This is a genomic window from Micromonospora sp. RTGN7 (genome assembly GCF_033804645.1).
GTDB lineage: Bacteria > Actinomycetota > Actinomycetes > Mycobacteriales > Micromonosporaceae > Micromonospora.
In genome coordinates this window covers 173,453-188,396 of sequence record NZ_JAPZLF010000010.1, presented here as the reverse complement: position 1 = coordinate 188,396, position 14,944 = coordinate 173,453, and the positions used below count along the sequence as shown (strand labels likewise).

Genomic DNA, 14,944 nt, shown 5'->3' with positions numbered 1-14,944 from the left:
CTCATGCTCACTCTACTCAATTGCCGACTTTCGCCCGGTTTACGCCTTTGCGAGTCACGCTCAGGTGTGAGCGATCGGAATGCCGGGTAGGCAATTCGAATCCGCCTGTCCACCTTACGACCGACGGGAGAACCAGATGGCCGAGCGCGGGGACGAGACCCTGGTGCACACGCTGAAGAAGGTCGCCGCCGTGCTCAAACAGTCCGAGATCCCGTTCGCCCTCGGCGGCAGCTTCGCGGTGTACGCCCACGGCGGGCACTCCAGCGACCACGACGTCGACTTCCTGATCCGGGAGCAGGACGTCGACCGGGCGCTGGAGAACCTGGTCGAGGCGGGCTTCACCGCCGAACGACCGCCGGAGGACTGGTTGGTGAAGGTCTACGACGACGGCCGGATGGTGGACCTGATCCACCGCCCGATCGAGACGCCGGTGACCGAGGAGACCTTTGCCGACACGATCAACCGGCCGGTCGACGCGATCCGTATGCCGGTGCTCTCGGCGAGCCAACTGATGGTGCACAAGTTGCTCAGCTTCTCCCAGCACTACTGCGACTTCGCCCGGGCGCTGCCACTGGCCCGGTCGCTGCGGGAACAGATCGACTGGGAGCGGGTACGGAAGGAGACGCAGCGCTCGCCGTACGCCGAGGCGTTCCTGGTGCTGCTCGACCGGCTGGACGTGGTGCCGCAGTCCGGCACCACCGAGGAGAAGGAGACCGTGTGAGCGAGCAACGCGACAGCGCCGCCGGAACGCCCGCCGTCGCCGCCGGTCCACCCGACGAGTACGTGGAGGCCGAGATCCAACGGCTGCTCGCCGAGGACCCGGACGTGGCCGAGCAGGGGATCACCGTGGTCCGCAGCGAGCGGGGCCTGGTCCTATACGGCGAGGTGGAAAGCCCGCACCGCCGCGAGGAGATCCTGCGCCGGGTGGCCGCGCGCTTCCCCGATGTGCTGGTCACCAGCGACATCGGGGTGATCCGCGCGCAGGCGCCCACGGAAGTCGAACAGTTGCCGTGAGGGAGGTCGAAAGGTGATCCGCATCGCCGCCGTGGGCGACGTACACGTCGACGAGGATGTGGTGGGCCGGTTCCGGCCCGCCCTGGACGAGCTGCCCGACTGCGCCGACGTGCTGCTGCTCGCCGGTGACCTGACCCGGCACGGCACCGAGGCCGAGGCGCGCTGCGTGGCCCGCGAGTTCGGCGGGCTGGGCGTGCCGGTGGTGACGGTCCTCGGCAACCACGACCACCAGTGTGACCAGGTGCCGCAGGTGGTCAAGGTCTTGGAGGAGGTCGGCATCCGGGTGCTGGAGGGCGAGGGGATCGTGCTGGAGCTCCCGGGAGGACGCCTCGGTGTGGCCGGGGTGAAGGGCTTCGGCGGGGGCTTCGCCGGCCGGTGCGCCAGCGACTTCGGCGAGCCGGAGATGAAGTCGTTCGTCCGGACTACGAACGAGAGCGCGGAGGCGCTGGGCGCGGCGCTGCGAGGGCTGGACTGCGACCTGCTGGTCGCGCTCACCCATTACGCCCCCGTGCCGGACACGTTGGCCGGTGAGCCGCTGGAGATCTACCCGTTCCTCGGGTCGTACCAGCTCGGCCAGGCCATCGACTCGGCGCCGACCTCGCTGGCCCTGCACGGGCACGCGCACGCCGGCAGCGAGCGGGGCACCACCCCCGGCGGGGTCCGGGTCCGCAACGTCGCGCACCCCGTGATCAAGCAGGCGTACAGCGTCTTCCACCTCGGAGATCATCCGGAGCCGGCAGAGGTTTCCCGGATCAGCCACTCGGGTACTCAGCAGCCATGGAGCTGATTCTCTGGATTCTCGCAGTCGTACTCGTGGTCGCCGGCATTCTGGCGCTCTTCCGCCGGCAGATCCTCTGGGGTGTAGTCCTCATCGTGGTCGGGCTGTTGGTCGGCCCGGGTGGGGTCAGCATTTTCAGTAATTGACCCTGACTACGTATCCACACCGACCCGCCGGGGTCGTCGTGGCCGGAGCTCCGTCCTCCCAGACAGGAGCACCCGGCCGCGGCGACCCCGGCGTCTTCATGTCCCGGGTCGGAGGGTCTGCCGGCGGCTGGCAGCTGAACTGAGCCCGGGGCTCCGGCACGACGCCTGAACGTCGTACCGGAGCCCGTCGGCGATCGGTGCCCGCCCTCAGCAGCGCGGGACGTTCGGGATGTAGCCGTCGTAGCCGGTGTAGACGTAGGCGTCGGCGATGTACCGGCCGCTGCCGATCCGGTCCCAGATCGAGCTGGTGCCGTACGTGCCGGTGACCGTGGTGCCACTGGTCTGGCACTGGATCGTCACCTTCGTACCGTCGGTGACCGTGCCCACCGAGCCGTATCCCGTGCCGGGACCCGAGCGGACCGTAAGCGGGGTGCCTGCGGTGTCCACCGTGCCGGAGCCCGTGCCGGAGGAGCAGTTGTTGTTGCTGGTGTAGGTCTTGGTGCCCCAGTACAGCGCCAGGGCTCCGTTGAACCGGACCTGGATGTCGCTGCCGTTGAGCCGCTGCTCGTAGTGCAGGTGTGGGCCGGTGGACCCACCGGTGCTGCCCACCCAGCCGATCACCTTGCCGTAGCCGACGCTCTGGCCGACCGAGACGTTGAAGCCGTTGAGGTGGGCGTAGTAGGTGCTGTAGCCGCCACCGTGGTCGATCCGCACGTACTTTCCGTAACTGGTGCCGCCGAGGTCGGTCACCCGGTCGACCGTGCCGGGGGCGCTGGCCACCACCGGGTCGCCGAGGTCGTCGGTGCGGTTGAAGTCCACCGCGTATGCCGGGCTGTGGTCGGACCGGGTCTGGCCGGACCAGGACTGGCCGCACGGGAAGGGCACCTTGAAGGTCGGTGCGGCCATCGCCGGCGCCGCCGGGACCAGGGTCGCCGCGATCAACGCAGTGACCGCCGTGAGGCTCCACCATCGCTTACGCATCCAGCACCTCCGATGTTCATATTCTTCGATAAGTGGCTCTCAGCTTGACACAAACCTTCACTTTCGGGGAAGAGGACCCCACGGCGGACGGAACCCCTACCCGTGGGAGCGCGCCCACTAGGGGTGAGCCGGTTTCGGGATTGTTACTTGTCCGTGTCCGCCCTGGGCTGGACTCCCTCCGATGCAAGCGCTTACATGTGGGTGAAGTCCATCGGACCGGCGCCGCGTCGAGCACGACCGCGCCGGCAAGGAAGGAGAACGGCATGGCGGTTTCTGCCAGACCACGCCAGGCAATCGCGGTCGCTGGCGTACTGGGGCTGGCGCTCAGCGTCACTGCCTGCGGCACCGGCGACGACAAGAAGAGCGGAAACGCGAGCTCTGCGGAGTGCGCGGCTTACGATAAATACAAGGGCAATGACGGCAAGAAGGTCACGATCTACTCCTCCATCCGGGACATTGAGGCCGACCGCCTCAACCAGTCCTGGAAGCAGTTCGAGGACTGCACCGGGATCAAGATCAACCACGAGGGCAGCGCGGAGTTCGAGGCGCAGCTCGGTGTCCGGGTCGACGGCGGCAACGCACCCGACCTGGCCTTCATCCCGCAGCCCGGCCTGGTCAAGCGGTTCGCCGACGGCGGCAAGCTCAAGGCGGCCGGCACCGACACCAAGGCGATGGCCGAGCAGAACTACTCGGCCGACTGGCTGAAGTACAGCACCGTGAACGGCCAGTTCTACGGTGCCCCGCTCGGCTCCAACGTGAAGTCCTTCGTGTGGTACTCGCCGAAGACCTTCAAGGAGAAGGGCTGGACCGTCCCCACCACGTGGGACGAGCTGATGGCCCTGAGCGGCAAGATCGCGGGCAGCGGTACCAAGCCGTGGTGCGCCGGCATCGAGTCCGGTGACGCCACCGGCTGGCCGGCCACCGACTGGATCGAAGACCTGATGCTGCGGACGCAGACCCCCGAGGTCTACGACCAGTGGACGACCCACGCCATCCCGTTCAACGACCCGAAGGTCGCCGAGGCCCTCGACAAGGCCGGCAGCATCCTCAAGAACGAGAAGTACGTCAACGGCGGCTTCGGCGGCGTGAAGAGCATCTCCACCACCGCCTTCGGTGAGGCCGGTCTGCCGATCACCACCGGCAAGTGCGCCCTGCACCGGCAGGCGTCCTTCTACGCCAACCAGTGGCCGAAGGGCACCACCGTGGCCGAGGACGGCGACGTCTTCGCGTTCTACTTCCCGGCCATCGACCCGGCCAAGGGCAAGCCGGTTCTCGGCGGCGGCGAGTTCGTCGCGGCGTTCAACGACCGTGCCGAGGTCCAGGCCGTGCAGACGTACCTGGCCTCCGGCGAGTACGCCAACAGCCGCGCCAAGATCGGCGACTGGGTGTCGGCGAACAACAAGCTCGACCTGGCCAACGTGCCGAACCCGGTCGACAAGCTCTCCGTCCAGATCCTCCAGGACCAGAAGACCGTGTTCCGCTTCGACGGTTCCGACCTGATGCCGGCCGCCGTCGGCGCCGGGACCTTCTGGAAGGGCATGGTCGACTGGATCAACGGCAAGGACACCGCCACGGTGCTCCAGGGCATCGAAAGCAGCTGGCCGAAGTAGTTGTCCCCCGCCGGTGGGCCGATCCGCGATGACGCGGGCCGGCCCACCGGTCGCGTCTAGACCCCAAGGAGGGTTGATGGAGTTCGACTTCGCCGAAGAGCAGCCGAAGCTCCTCATGCTGATGTACGGGCTGATCGCGTTCGTCGCGGTCGTCGGGGGCCTGCTGCTGCTCCTCGACGCCGTGCCGTCCTGGTTCGCCCGACGCCGCGAGGCACAGCTGATCGCCGCCTCGGCGAGCGGGGCGCCCCTGCCCCGACGCCCGAAGCAGCGCGAGGGCATGTTCGCGTTCTTCTTCCTGCTGCCTGCGGTGCTGCTGCTGCTCGTCGGACTGGTCGTCCCGGCCATCCGCACCACGCTGCTGTCGTTCATGGACGGCAGCAGTGACAACTGGGTCGGCCTGGACAACTACATTTGGATGTTCTCCGAGGACTCCATTGTCCGGGTGCTGATCAACACGCTCGTCTGGGTCCTGCTGGTGCCGCTGGTGGCCACGGCGTTCGGGCTGCTCTACGCGGTCATGGTGGACAAGGCCCGGTTCGAGTCGGTGGCCAAGTCGCTGATCTTCATGCCGATGGCGATCTCGTTCGTCGGTGCGGCGATCATCTGGAAGTTCGTCTACGCCTTCCGGGGCGAGGACCAGGACCAGATCGGTCTGCTCAACCAGATCGTGGTGAGCCTCGGCGGCGAGCCGAAGCAGTGGCTGCTGGAATCGCCGCTGAACACCGTGCTGTTGATCGTGATCATGGTCTGGATCCAGGCCGGCTTCGCCATGGTGGTGCTCTCCGCCGCGATCAAGGCCATCCCGGGCGACATCGTCGAGGCCGCCCGCCTGGACGGGGTCAGCCCGTGGCAGATGTTCTGGCAGATCACCATGCCGAACATCCGGCCGGCGCTGATCGTCGTGGTGGTGACGCTGTCGATCGCCACGCTCAAGGTCTTCGACATCGTCCGGACCGCGACCAACGGCAACTACGACACCAGCGTCATCGCGAACGAGATGTACAACCAGTCGTTCCGGTACGGCCAGAACGGGCAGGGCTCGGCACTGGCGGTCTTCCTCTTCGTGCTGGTCATCCCGCTCGTGATCTACCAGATCCGCAACCTGCGTCAACAGCGGGAGGGCTGAGATGACCACAACGACGCCCAAGATCCCCGCCGGGGCCCAGGCAACCAAGAAGGACTCCACCACCGTCGGACGGGTCCGCAAGCGGCTGAACAGCCGTACCGCGACGGTGGTCTCCATCCTCGTCGCGTTGGTCTGGACGATCCCCACCTTCGGCCTGCTCGTCTCCTCGTTCCGGCCTGAGGACCAGATCAAGACCACCGGTTGGTGGAAGTTCTTCGGCGACCCCCAGTTCACCTTCGACAACTACCAGGACGTGCTGTTCGGGGGCTCCTCGTCCTCCGGGCAGCTCGCCAGCTACTTCATCAACTCGCTGGCGATCACCATCCCCTCGGTGCTGTTCCCGCTCGCGCTCGCGTCGCTTGCCGCGTACGCGCTGGCCTGGATCAACTTCAGGGGCCGGGACTGGATGTACATCGGGATCTTCGCGTTGCAGATCGTCCCGCTGCAGATGGCCCTGGTGCCGCTGCTGAAGTTCTTCTCCACCGGAGTCAGCCTGGGCGGGGTCACTCTCATGCCCGCCTGGGACCTGGTCGACGAGCAGAAGTTCGCACAGGTGTGGTTCGCGCACACCTGTTTCGCGCTTCCGTTCGCCGTCTTCCTGCTGCACAACTTCATCTCGCAACTGCCCAAGGATCTGATGGAGGCGGCCCGGGTCGACGGGGCCACCCACCCCAAGATCTTCCGCACCATCGTCCTGCCGCTGATCACCCCGGCCCTCGCGGCCTTCGGCATCTTCCAGTTCCTCTGGGTCTGGAACGACCTGCTGGTCGCGCTGATCTTCGCCGGGGGCGGCAGCGAGACCGCCCCACTCACCGTCCGGCTGGCCGAGATGGCCGGCACCCGGGGCAACGAGTGGCAGCGGCTGACTGCGGGCGCGTTCATCTCGATGGTCGTACCGCTGGTCGTGTTCCTGTCGCTCCAGCGGTACTTCGTCCGCGGCCTTCTCGCCGGCAGCGTCAAGGGCTGACCCTACCGACCGCCGCCGCCCAACGACGGGCGGCGGCGGTCGCGGCGTCGGAGGCGAGATGACAGTGACCACAATCGATGATGTTGCCCGGGTCGCCGGGGTCTCCACGGCCACCGTCTCGCGAGCGCTGCGCGGCCTCCCGGCCGTCTCCGCGGCCACCCGCCGCCGAGTGCTCGCCGCCGCCGAGCAGCTCCAGTACGCGGTGTCGCCGAACGCGTCGCGGCTGGCCGGCGGCCGGACCGCCACCGTGGCGGTGGTGGTGCCCTGGATCACCCGCTGGTTCTTCGGCACCGTCGTCGAGGCGGTCGAGGACGCCCTGCACCAGTCCGGGTACGACCTGCTCCTCTACAACCTCGGCGGCCGTAACCGCATCCGGCAACGGGTGCTGCGCCCCACCAGCCTGCACAAGCGGGTCGACGCCATCATCCTGGTCGCCACCCACCTGCGCCCGGCCGAGCTGACCACCCTCGCCACGCTCGACCTGCCCGGGGTGACCATCAGCTCCGGCAGCGAGGTCCCCGGCTGGCCCTGCGTACGCATCGACGACACCGCCGCCGCGCGGACCGCCACCCGGCACCTGCTCGACCTGGGCCACCGCCGGATCGCGCACCTCTCCGGCGACCCCGACGAACTGGCCTTCACCACCCACCGCAACCGGCGCCGGGGCTACCAGGAGGCGCTGCGGGAGGCCGCCATCGTCCCCGACCCCAGCCTGGACCTGGAGACGCAGTTCACCATCGACGGCGGCAACCGGGCCACCGCCGAGCTGCTGTCCCGGGGGGGCGATCCACCGACGGCGATCTTCGCCGCCTGCGACGAGATGGCGATGGGCGCGATGGGCGCGCTGCGGGACGCCGGCCTGCGGGTGCCGCAGGACGTCAGCGTCATCGGCATCGACGACCACGACCTCTCCGCGGTGCTGGGGCTGAGCACGGTCGCCCAGCCGGCGGCGGAGCTGGGCCGGGTCGCGGCCCGCGTCCTGCTCGACCCGCTCGGCGGCCGGGAACTTACCCCGCCGGTTCGGGGAGTCGACCCCGGCCCGCACGGCAGAAGGCCGTCCGACCCCACGTCCGGGTCGGTGATCCTGCCCACTCGGCTTGTCGTACGGGACTCGACCGGGCCGCCCCGGGCAGACTGATCGGATTCAGCCGCCCGCCGATCGGGAAGATGACCGGGGATGGCGTCGACACACTGGAGAAGGCCCTGAACACCAACGCGACCCAGCAGGAACCGTCCGTCGGCCCGACCACCGGTTGGTGGACCGAGGCCGTCATCTACCAGATCTACCCGCGCTCGTTCGCCGACTCCGACGGCGACGGGATCGGCGACCTGCCGGGCATCACCGCCCGCCTCGACCACCTGGTCGAGCTGGGGGCGGACGCGATCTGGCTCTCGCCGTTCTACCCCTCGCCGCAGGCGGACGCCGGCTACGACGTGGCCGACTACCGGGACGTGGACCCGCTCTTCGGCCGGCTCGCCGACGCCGACCGGCTGATCGCCGAGGCCCACGCCCGGGGCCTGCGGATGATCGTCGACCTGGTGCCCAACCACACCTCGTCGGCGCACCGCTGGTTCGCCGCGGCGCTGCCCGCCGGGCCCGGCAGCCCCGAGCGCTCCCGGTACGTCTTCCGGGACGGCCTCGGCCCGGACGGCGACCGGCCGCCCAACGACTGGCGCAGCGTGTTCGGCGGCCCGGCGTGGACCCGGGTCACCGAACCGGACGGCCGCCCCGGCCAGTGGTACCTGCACCTGTTCGACCCGGGCCAGCCCGACCTCAACTGGGACAACCCGCAGGTCCGGGCCGAGTTCCTGGACGTGCTCCGGTTCTGGCTGGACCGCGGGGTCGACGGCTTCCGGGTCGACGTGGCACACGGCCTGATCAAGCAGGCCGACCTGGCGGACTGGCAGGAGCCGCAGCAGATCCTCTCCGGCAACGAGGTCGACAAGCCCCGCCCGCCGATGTGGGACCAGGACGGTGTGCACGAGATCTACCGGGAGTGGCGCCGGCTGCTCGACGAGTACGACGGCGAACGGGTCCTGGTCGCCGAGGCGTGGGTGGAGCCCGCCGAGCGGTTGGCCCGCTACGTCCGGCCGGACGAGATGCACCAGGCGTTCAACTTCGAGTACCTGCTCGCCTCCTGGACCGCGGCGGCCCAGTACGCCGTGATCACCCGCTCGCTGGAGGCCACCGACACGGTGGGCGCCCCCACCACCTGGGTGCTGTCCAACCACGACGTGGTCCGGCACGCCTCCCGGCTCGGCCTGCCCATCGGCACCCCCAAGCCGAACGGCATCGGCATCGGCGACGCGCAGCCGAACGCCACGCTGGGCCTGCGCCGGGCCCGGGCGGCCAGCCTGCTGATGTTGGCGCTGCCCGGCTCCGCATACCTCTTCCAGGGCGAGGAGTTGGGCCTGCCGGAGCACATGACGCTGGCCGATGAGGCCCGGCAGGACCCGACCTGGGAGCGCAGCGGGCACACCGAGCGGGGCCGGGACGGCTGTCGGGTGCCGATCCCGTGGGAGGCCGACGCCCCGTCGTACGGCTTCGGGCCCACCGACGCGAGCTGGCTGCCGCAACCGGCGATGTGGGCGGAGTACGCCCTGGACCGGCAGCGTGGGGTGCCCGGCTCGACGTACGAGCTGTACCGGACCGCGCTGCGGCTGCGCCACGAGCACGGCCTGGGCCGGGGCAGCCTGTACTGGCTCTCCGCCGGCGACGAGGTGCTCAGCTTCCGCAACGCCGAGGTGAGCGTGCTGACCAACTTCGGCGCCGCGGCGGTGCCGCTGCCGGCCGGGGTGGAGGTGCTGCACGCCAGCGCCCCGCTCGACGACGACGCGGTCCCGTCCGACGTCACGGTCTGGTTCCGCACCGCCTGAGGCACGAGGCAGGGGCCCCTCCCCCGGCATCCCGGGGGCGGGCCCCTGCTCACAGGCGGTCGGCGCGGGTGTGTAACAGGTCATGTACGGCGTCGATGTCCCGGGGCGAGGTGCGGGAGGCAAGCCAGTACATGATCCCGGTGGGGATGAAGAAGAGCTGGAACGCCGCCAACCCGACGGCGTAGTTCAGCGGCGGCGGGAAGACCGCCCGCAGACCGTAGAAGACCACCCCGACCAGGCCGTTGCCGGCCGCCCGGCCGACCCCGTTGACCAGGTTGCCGAGGCTGTAGACCGTGCCCCGGTGCTCGGGCGGGTTGACGTCGGCGATCAGGGCGAACCAGTTGGGCGAGTTCGCCGAGGTGAGCGCCAGCGCGACGACGGCGGTGAGCAGGCTCAGCCCGACCGTCGGCTCGGTGACGACGCTGGCGAGCACCGCGCCGATGATCGCGCCGGCTCCGGCACCGTCGGGCACGTCGATGCGGATCGGCACGAAGAACAGGACCAGGTAGAACGGCAGGGCCGCGAGGATGCCGACCGCCGCGACCAGCGCCCTGCCCCGGGGCGTACGCCGCTGGAGCGCGTCGCCGACCAGGCCGCCGACGATGGAGAACACCCCGCCGAGCTGGAACAGGGTGGCGAAGACGCTGCCCACGACCACGGCGGTGGCCGCCGAGTAGCCCTGCGCCTCGGCCCGCTGGGCGAAGAGCACGGGCAGCCAGACCAGCGAGCCGAACGCGGCCTGGGCGGTCAGGCCCTGGAGGATCAGCCAGCGGTTGGTCCGCCGGGCCAGGATGCGGGGCAGGTCGGCCCGGGTGATCCGGTAGTCGTACTCGGCGCCGCTGGCCAGCACGCCGGCCAGCTCCGGCTCGCTCTGCCCGCGCCGAACGTCATAGGTGAAGAGGTACCCGCAGGTGGCGACCAGCCCGACGACGGCGAGCAGCCCGAACGGGCGTCGCCAGTCGGTGGCGCCGAGCAGGCCGCCGGCCAGCGTCCCGGCCAGGGTGCCGACGCCCTGGGACAACCCCCAGAAGCTCATCACCAGCCCGCGTCGGCGGGGCGAGATCAGGTCGGTGACCACGGAGAAGCCGACCGAGCCGACCGCGCCGAGCCCCACGGCCGCGACGAGTTGGGCCGCCAGGAACGTCGGGTAGTCCTGGGCCAGCGCGCTGCCGCCGGTGCCGGCCGCCCAGAGCAGGGTGCCGACCATCAGCAGCGGCTTGCGGTCGGTCCGGTCGCCGACGTACGCCCAGCCGACCGCCGCGACGGCGCTGACCAGGAAACTGACCGCGGTGACCAGGCCGAGCAGGCGCTGCGGCACGCCGAGCGCCCCGGAGATCGGCCCGTACAGCGGCGGTACGAGGCCGATCGCCACGTTGTCCAGGGAGGCGAGCAGCACGAAGACCACGACGCTGTAGAGCCGGTGCGCCGCCCCGCCGCCCCGGGCCGTCAGGGGCCCTCTCCTGGTCGAGGTCATGTTCAGCAGCCAACCAGGCGTGGAGAACAGCCCGGTGACCGGGCCCGGTCAGCGGGCCCGCCCACCCCGGCCGGTCAGAGGTAGCCGCCGATCTCGGCGGGGACGGAGGGGATGGTCGGAGCGCCGGCGCGCAGCGCGTACAGCTCGGCCAGGGTGGCCCCGGCGGATGGCGCCCCGGCGGCGGTGCCGAGCCAGTCGGTGGCATCCGGGTAGGACAGCGGGCCCACCTCGACCCGGGCCAGGCAGCGGCCGGGACGGACCACCGCCGGATGCAGCCGGGACAGGTCCTCGTTCGTGGTGATCGCGATGAGCACGTCGCGCCCCTGTCCGAGCAGCCCGTCGGTGAGGTTGAGCAGCCGGGACAGCGCCTGCCCGGTGGCCTGCTTCGCCTCGCTGCGGATCAGCTCGTCGCAGTCCTCCAGGATGAGCAGCCGCCACCGCCGGCCGGTGCCGCTCTCCCCGTCCTCCTCCTCACCGACGGCGACCTCGGAGAGGTACGACGTGTCGGCGAAGAGCAGCTCGGGGTCGAGCACGCTGTCGACCTGGCACCACGGCCGCCACTGCCGGCTCAGCGCCCGCAGGGCGGTGGTCTTCCCGGTGCCGGGCGCACCGTGCAGCAGCACCAGCCGACCGGTGATGGTCTCCGGGGTGACCGCCATCAACGCGTCCAGGGCCACCCGCGCGGACGCCGTGTAGTTGCCGCGGATCTGCGGCCACTCGGGGGCGGCGATGGACCGCAGGTCCCGCTGGGCGCCCCGGCGCGGGTTGTGGTGCCAGAAACCGATCCGTCCGGTGTCCGGGTCCTCCGGTTCGGCCGCCCCCTCCACGATCCGGTCGAGGGCCGCCCGACCCACCTCGTCGCTGACGGCGGTGACGGTCACCTCGGCGCCCCGCCCCTTCCAGGTGACCACCCGCGCGGTCCAGCCGTCGCCGCCGAGCAACCGGGACCGCTGCCGGTGCTCGGTGGCGATGCGCAGCAGCTCTCCGTCGGGCGGGGTGAGTGTCGCATCGGGACGGACCCGGGACAGCCGCACGGTGTGTGACCAGGGATGCCGGCCGGTGACGAAGTGCACCAGGGCCAGCGCGTCGATCACGTCGCACGGGGTGTCCGCGTCGTCGTACTGCAGGACCGAGGGCAGGTCGGGTGGGCCGTCACCGGCGGGGATGGAACGCATCGGTCGATCATCGCCACCCGGGACGGCCCGCGTACAGCCCTTTACACCGGGCGTATCGGCCTCTGCGCCGAATCGACGCGGTCGAGCACCCGGTCGCGGGCGGCGGCGTAGCGCTCGCGGACGGCGGGGACGGCGGCGGCGGCGAACTCCTCGGCTCCGGCCGGAGACCACTCGGGCGGGGTGGCCCCGCCCAGGGCCAGCCAGGCGGCCTGGCGGGCGGCGCCGTCGGCGACGTACTCCCCCGGCGGCGGGACGACGACCGGCCGGCCGAAGACCTGCGGCGCGATCCGACGCACCGCCGCCGACCGGGCTCCGCCGCCGATCAGGATCACCCGGTCGACGCGGGCGCCCTGGGCGACCAGCGCGTCGAGGCCATCGGCAAGGGCGCAGAGCATCCCCTCGACGGCCGCCCGGGCCAGGTGGGCGGGGGTCGAGGTGCGCAGGGTGAGCCCGTGCACCGCACCGGTGGCGGCCGGCCGGTCCGGGGTCCGTTCGCCCTCCAGGTAGGGGACGGTGACCAGCCCGTCCGCGCCGGGCGGCGCGGAGAGCGCCAGGTCGGACAGTTCGTCGAGGCCCACCCGGAGCAGGCCGGCGGCGGCGTCGAGCACCCGGGCCGCGTTGAGCGTGCAGACCAACGGCAGGTACCGGCCGGTGGCGTCGGCGAACCCGGCGACCGCGCCGCCGGGGTCGGCGGCCGGGGTGTCGGCGACGCTGAACACGGTGCCGGAGGTGCCGATGGAGACGACCACGTCGCCGGGGCGGGCGCCGACGCCGAGCGCGGCGGCGGCGTTGTCACCGGCACCGGGGCCGAGCGGCACCCCGCCGGCGACAGACGACGGGTCGGACGTGGGCGACGGGCCGGCGAGCGCGGCCGGGTCCACGACCCCGGCGGCCTCCGTCGGGCCGAGCACGACCGGGACCGCCAACCGGCGGCCGAAGGCGCGCTCCAGCAGGTCGAGGCGGTACCGGCCGGTGGCCGGGGACCAGTAGCCGGTGCCACTGGCGTCGCTGCGGTCGGTGCGCAGGGCGCCCAGTCCCGGTGCGCCGGCCAGCCGCCAGGTCAGCCAGTCGTGCGGCAGGCAGACGGCGGCCACCCGCTCGGCGTCGGTCGGTTCGTGCCGGGCCAGCCAGCGCAGCTTGGTGACGGTGAAGCTGGCCACCGGGACCGAGCCGACCGCGTCGGCCCAGAACCGCCGGCCGGCCGCGCCGCCGCCGGCCTCCTCGATCAGCTCGGCGGCGGCCCCGGCGGAGCGGGTGTCGTTCCACAGCAGGGCCGGGCGCACCACCCGGCCCGCCTCGTCGAGGCAGACCATGCCGTGCTGCTGGCCGGCGACCGAGATCGCGGCCACGTCGGCCAGCCCGCCGGCCGCCCCGACGGCCGCCTCCAGGGCCCGCCACCAGGCCGCCGGGTCGACCTCGGTGCCATCGGGGTGCCGGGCGCGGCCGGAGCGGACCAGCGCGCCGGTCTCCGCGTCGCGGATCACCAGCTTGCACGACTGGGTGGACGAGTCGAACCCGGCGACCAGCGGCATGGCGGCGGCCTCAGCGGGCGCCGAGCAGGTGCTCGACGGCGAGCTGGTTGAGCCGGACGAAGCCGAAGCCCCGCGCGGCGGCGGCGTCGACGTCGTACTCCTCGAACGCGGAGCGGTCGGCCAGCAGGTCGGCGTGGCTCTCGCCGGGGCCGAGGGTGGGGGTGGACAGGTCGGCGACCCGGCTCGCGGTGAGGGCCTCGGCCACCTCCGGGTCGGCCCGGAACGCCACGGCCCGCTCCTTGAGCAGCAGGTAGGTGCTCATGTTCGCCTCGGCCGAGGCCCACACCCCGGTGAAGTCCTCGGTGCGGGAGGGCTTGTAGTCGAAGTGGCGGGGGCCGTCGTACGCCGGGCCGCCGTCGGGGCCGCCGTGTTCGAGCAGGTCCACCAGGGCGAACGCGTTGAGCAGGTCGCCGTGGCCGAAGACCAGGTCCTGGTCGTACTTGATGCCGCGCTGGCCGTTGAGGTCGATGTGGAACAGCTTGCCCTGCCAGAGCGCCTGGGCGATGCCGTGGACGAAGTTGAGGCCGGCCATCTGCTCGTGGCCGACCTCGGGGTTGAGGCCGACCAGCTCCGGGCGGGACAGGGTGGAGATGAACGCCAGCGCGTGCCCGACGGTGGGCAGCAGGATGTCGCCGCGCGGCTCGTTCGGCTTCGGCTCCAGGGCGAAGCGCAGGTCGTAGCCGCGGTCGACGACGTACTGGCAGAGCAGGTCGACGGCCTCGCGGTAGCGCTCCAGCGCGGCGCGCACGTCCTTGGCCAGGTCGTACTCGGCGCCCTCCCGGCCACCCCACATGACGAAGGTGCGCGCGCCCAGCTCGGCGGCGAGGTCGATGTTGCGCAGCACCTTGCGCAGCGCGTACCGCCGCACGTCGCGGTCGTTGCTGGTGAAGCCGCCGTCCTTGAACACCGGGTGGGTGAAGAGGTTGGTGGTGACCATGGGGACGATCAGGCCGGTCTCGTCGAGCGCCGCGCGGAACCGGGCGATGCGGGCGTCGCGGGTGGCGGCGTCCGCGCCGAAGGGGATCAGGTCGTCGTCGTGCAGGGTGATGCCGTACGCGCCCAGCTCGGCGAGCCGGTGCACGGCCTCGACGGCGTCCAGCTCGGGTCGGGTGGCGTCGCCGAACGGGTCGCGGGCCTGCCAGCCCACCGTCCAGAGGCCGAAGGAGAACTTGTCGCCGGGGGTGGGGCGGGGCGCCATGGCAGACCTCCGTCAGCTATTTGTTCAGTGATTGAATTATTTGGCGGACGTGTGGCAGTGTCAAGG

14 protein-coding genes are annotated in these 14,944 nt (G+C 71.3%); 9 read left to right on the top strand and 5 right to left on the bottom strand.

The window, feature by feature from the left end; genetic code table 11:
- Window positions 1-136 precede the first annotated feature (136 nt).
- Genes SNR22_RS17385 through SNR22_RS17370 form a run of 4 tightly spaced genes read left to right on the top strand, consistent with a single transcriptional unit; the run spans window position 137 to window position 1,938 of the window.
- The gene (locus tag SNR22_RS17385) at window positions 137-721 is read left to right on the top strand and encodes a nucleotidyltransferase (protein WP_320067628.1); all 585 of its coding nucleotides are present in this window, start codon (window positions 137-139) and stop codon (window positions 719-721) included.
- Window positions 718-1,014 (top strand): hypothetical protein, encoded by a 297-nt coding sequence (locus tag SNR22_RS17380; RefSeq protein ID WP_320067627.1) that lies wholly within the window; start codon window positions 718-720, stop codon window positions 1,012-1,014. The genes SNR22_RS17385 and SNR22_RS17380 overlap by 4 nt, the downstream gene beginning before the upstream one ends.
- Before the next feature lie 13 nt (window positions 1,015-1,027).
- Window positions 1,028-1,801 (top strand): metallophosphoesterase family protein, encoded by a 774-nt coding sequence (locus SNR22_RS17375; RefSeq protein ID WP_320067626.1) that lies wholly within the window; start codon window positions 1,028-1,030, stop codon window positions 1,799-1,801.
- Window positions 1,792-1,938: a GPGG-motif small membrane protein gene (locus SNR22_RS17370; RefSeq protein ID WP_320067625.1), complete on the top strand. Its 147-nt coding sequence runs from the start codon at window positions 1,792-1,794 to the stop codon at window positions 1,936-1,938. Before SNR22_RS17375 ends, SNR22_RS17370 begins: the two co-directional genes overlap by 10 nt.
- Before the next feature lie 207 nt (window positions 1,939-2,145).
- Here the strand turns inward: SNR22_RS17370 and SNR22_RS17365 are convergent, their stop codons facing one another.
- The gene (locus SNR22_RS17365; RefSeq protein ID WP_320067624.1) at window positions 2,146-2,919 is read right to left on the bottom strand and encodes a peptidoglycan DD-metalloendopeptidase family protein; all 774 of its coding nucleotides are present in this window, start codon (window positions 2,917-2,919) and stop codon (window positions 2,146-2,148) included.
- Window positions 2,920-3,182: 263 nt separating this feature from the next.
- Here SNR22_RS17365 and SNR22_RS17360 point away from each other — a divergent pair, with 263 nt between their 5' ends.
- The 5 genes from SNR22_RS17360 (at window position 3,183) to SNR22_RS17340 (ending at window position 9,499) form a co-directional block, all read left to right on the top strand.
- Window positions 3,183-4,529, top strand: coding sequence for an extracellular solute-binding protein (locus SNR22_RS17360; RefSeq protein ID WP_320067623.1), 1,347 nt, complete (start codon window positions 3,183-3,185; stop codon window positions 4,527-4,529).
- A gap of 76 nt (window positions 4,530-4,605) precedes the next feature.
- A complete protein-coding gene (locus SNR22_RS17355; RefSeq protein WP_320067622.1) occupies window positions 4,606-5,655 on the top strand; it encodes a sugar ABC transporter permease in 1,050 nt (349 codons plus the stop codon).
- Window position 5,656: 1 nt separating this feature from the next.
- A complete protein-coding gene (locus SNR22_RS17350) occupies window positions 5,657-6,622 on the top strand; it encodes a carbohydrate ABC transporter permease (RefSeq protein ID WP_320067621.1) in 966 nt (321 codons plus the stop codon).
- Window positions 6,623-6,686: 64 nt separating this feature from the next.
- Window positions 6,687-7,760 (top strand): LacI family DNA-binding transcriptional regulator, encoded by a 1,074-nt coding sequence (locus SNR22_RS17345; protein ID WP_320067690.1) that lies wholly within the window; start codon window positions 6,687-6,689, stop codon window positions 7,758-7,760.
- A gap of 65 nt (window positions 7,761-7,825) precedes the next feature.
- Complete coding sequence (locus SNR22_RS17340) at window positions 7,826-9,499, top strand: glycoside hydrolase family 13 protein (RefSeq protein ID WP_320067689.1); 1,674 nt, start codon at window positions 7,826-7,828, stop codon at window positions 9,497-9,499.
- Between the two features lie 49 nt (window positions 9,500-9,548).
- On the opposite strand, the gene SNR22_RS17335 is transcribed toward SNR22_RS17340, so the two are convergent.
- From SNR22_RS17335 to xylA, 4 genes are all read right to left on the bottom strand, one after another.
- Entirely contained in the window at window positions 9,549-10,973 is a 1,425-nt protein-coding gene (locus tag SNR22_RS17335; RefSeq protein ID WP_320067620.1) for an MFS transporter, read from the bottom strand.
- A gap of 74 nt (window positions 10,974-11,047) precedes the next feature.
- Window positions 11,048-12,148 (bottom strand): DUF5925 domain-containing protein, encoded by a 1,101-nt coding sequence (locus SNR22_RS17330; RefSeq protein WP_320067619.1) that lies wholly within the window; start codon window positions 12,146-12,148, stop codon window positions 11,048-11,050.
- Window positions 12,149-12,189: 41 nt separating this feature from the next.
- Window positions 12,190-13,680 (bottom strand): xylulokinase, encoded by a 1,491-nt coding sequence (gene xylB, locus SNR22_RS17325; protein WP_320067618.1) that lies wholly within the window; start codon window positions 13,678-13,680, stop codon window positions 12,190-12,192.
- 10 nt (window positions 13,681-13,690) lie between these two features.
- Window positions 13,691-14,878 (bottom strand): xylose isomerase, encoded by a 1,188-nt coding sequence (gene xylA, locus SNR22_RS17320; RefSeq protein WP_320067617.1) that lies wholly within the window; start codon window positions 14,876-14,878, stop codon window positions 13,691-13,693.
- Window positions 14,879-14,944: the final 66 nt, after the last annotated feature.

Excerpts from the sequence above, each read along its gene's own strand:
- SNR22_RS17355 (WP_320067622.1), top strand. The coding sequence starts at position 4,606 with ATGGAGTTCGACTTCGCCGAAGAGCAGCCGAAGCTCCTCATGCTGATG.
- SNR22_RS17350 (WP_320067621.1), top strand. The coding sequence starts at position 5,657 with ATGACCACAACGACGCCCAAGATCCCCGCCGGGGCCCAGGCAACCAAG.
- xylA (WP_320067617.1), bottom strand. The coding sequence starts at position 14,878 with ATGGCGCCCCGCCCCACCCCCGGCGACAAGTTCTCCTTCGGCCTCTGG.
- SNR22_RS17385 (WP_320067628.1), top strand. The coding sequence starts at position 137 with ATGGCCGAGCGCGGGGACGAGACCCTGGTGCACACGCTGAAGAAGGTC.
- SNR22_RS17335 (WP_320067620.1), bottom strand. The coding sequence starts at position 10,973 with ATGACCTCGACCAGGAGAGGGCCCCTGACGGCCCGGGGCGGCGGGGCG.
- SNR22_RS17360 (WP_320067623.1), top strand. The coding sequence starts at position 3,183 with ATGGCGGTTTCTGCCAGACCACGCCAGGCAATCGCGGTCGCTGGCGTA.
- SNR22_RS17370 (WP_320067625.1), top strand. The coding sequence starts at position 1,792 with ATGGAGCTGATTCTCTGGATTCTCGCAGTCGTACTCGTGGTCGCCGGC.
- SNR22_RS17365 (WP_320067624.1), bottom strand. The coding sequence starts at position 2,919 with ATGCGTAAGCGATGGTGGAGCCTCACGGCGGTCACTGCGTTGATCGCG.
- xylB (WP_320067618.1), bottom strand. The coding sequence starts at position 13,680 with ATGCCGCTGGTCGCCGGGTTCGACTCGTCCACCCAGTCGTGCAAGCTG.
- SNR22_RS17330 (WP_320067619.1), bottom strand. The coding sequence starts at position 12,148 with ATGCGTTCCATCCCCGCCGGTGACGGCCCACCCGACCTGCCCTCGGTC.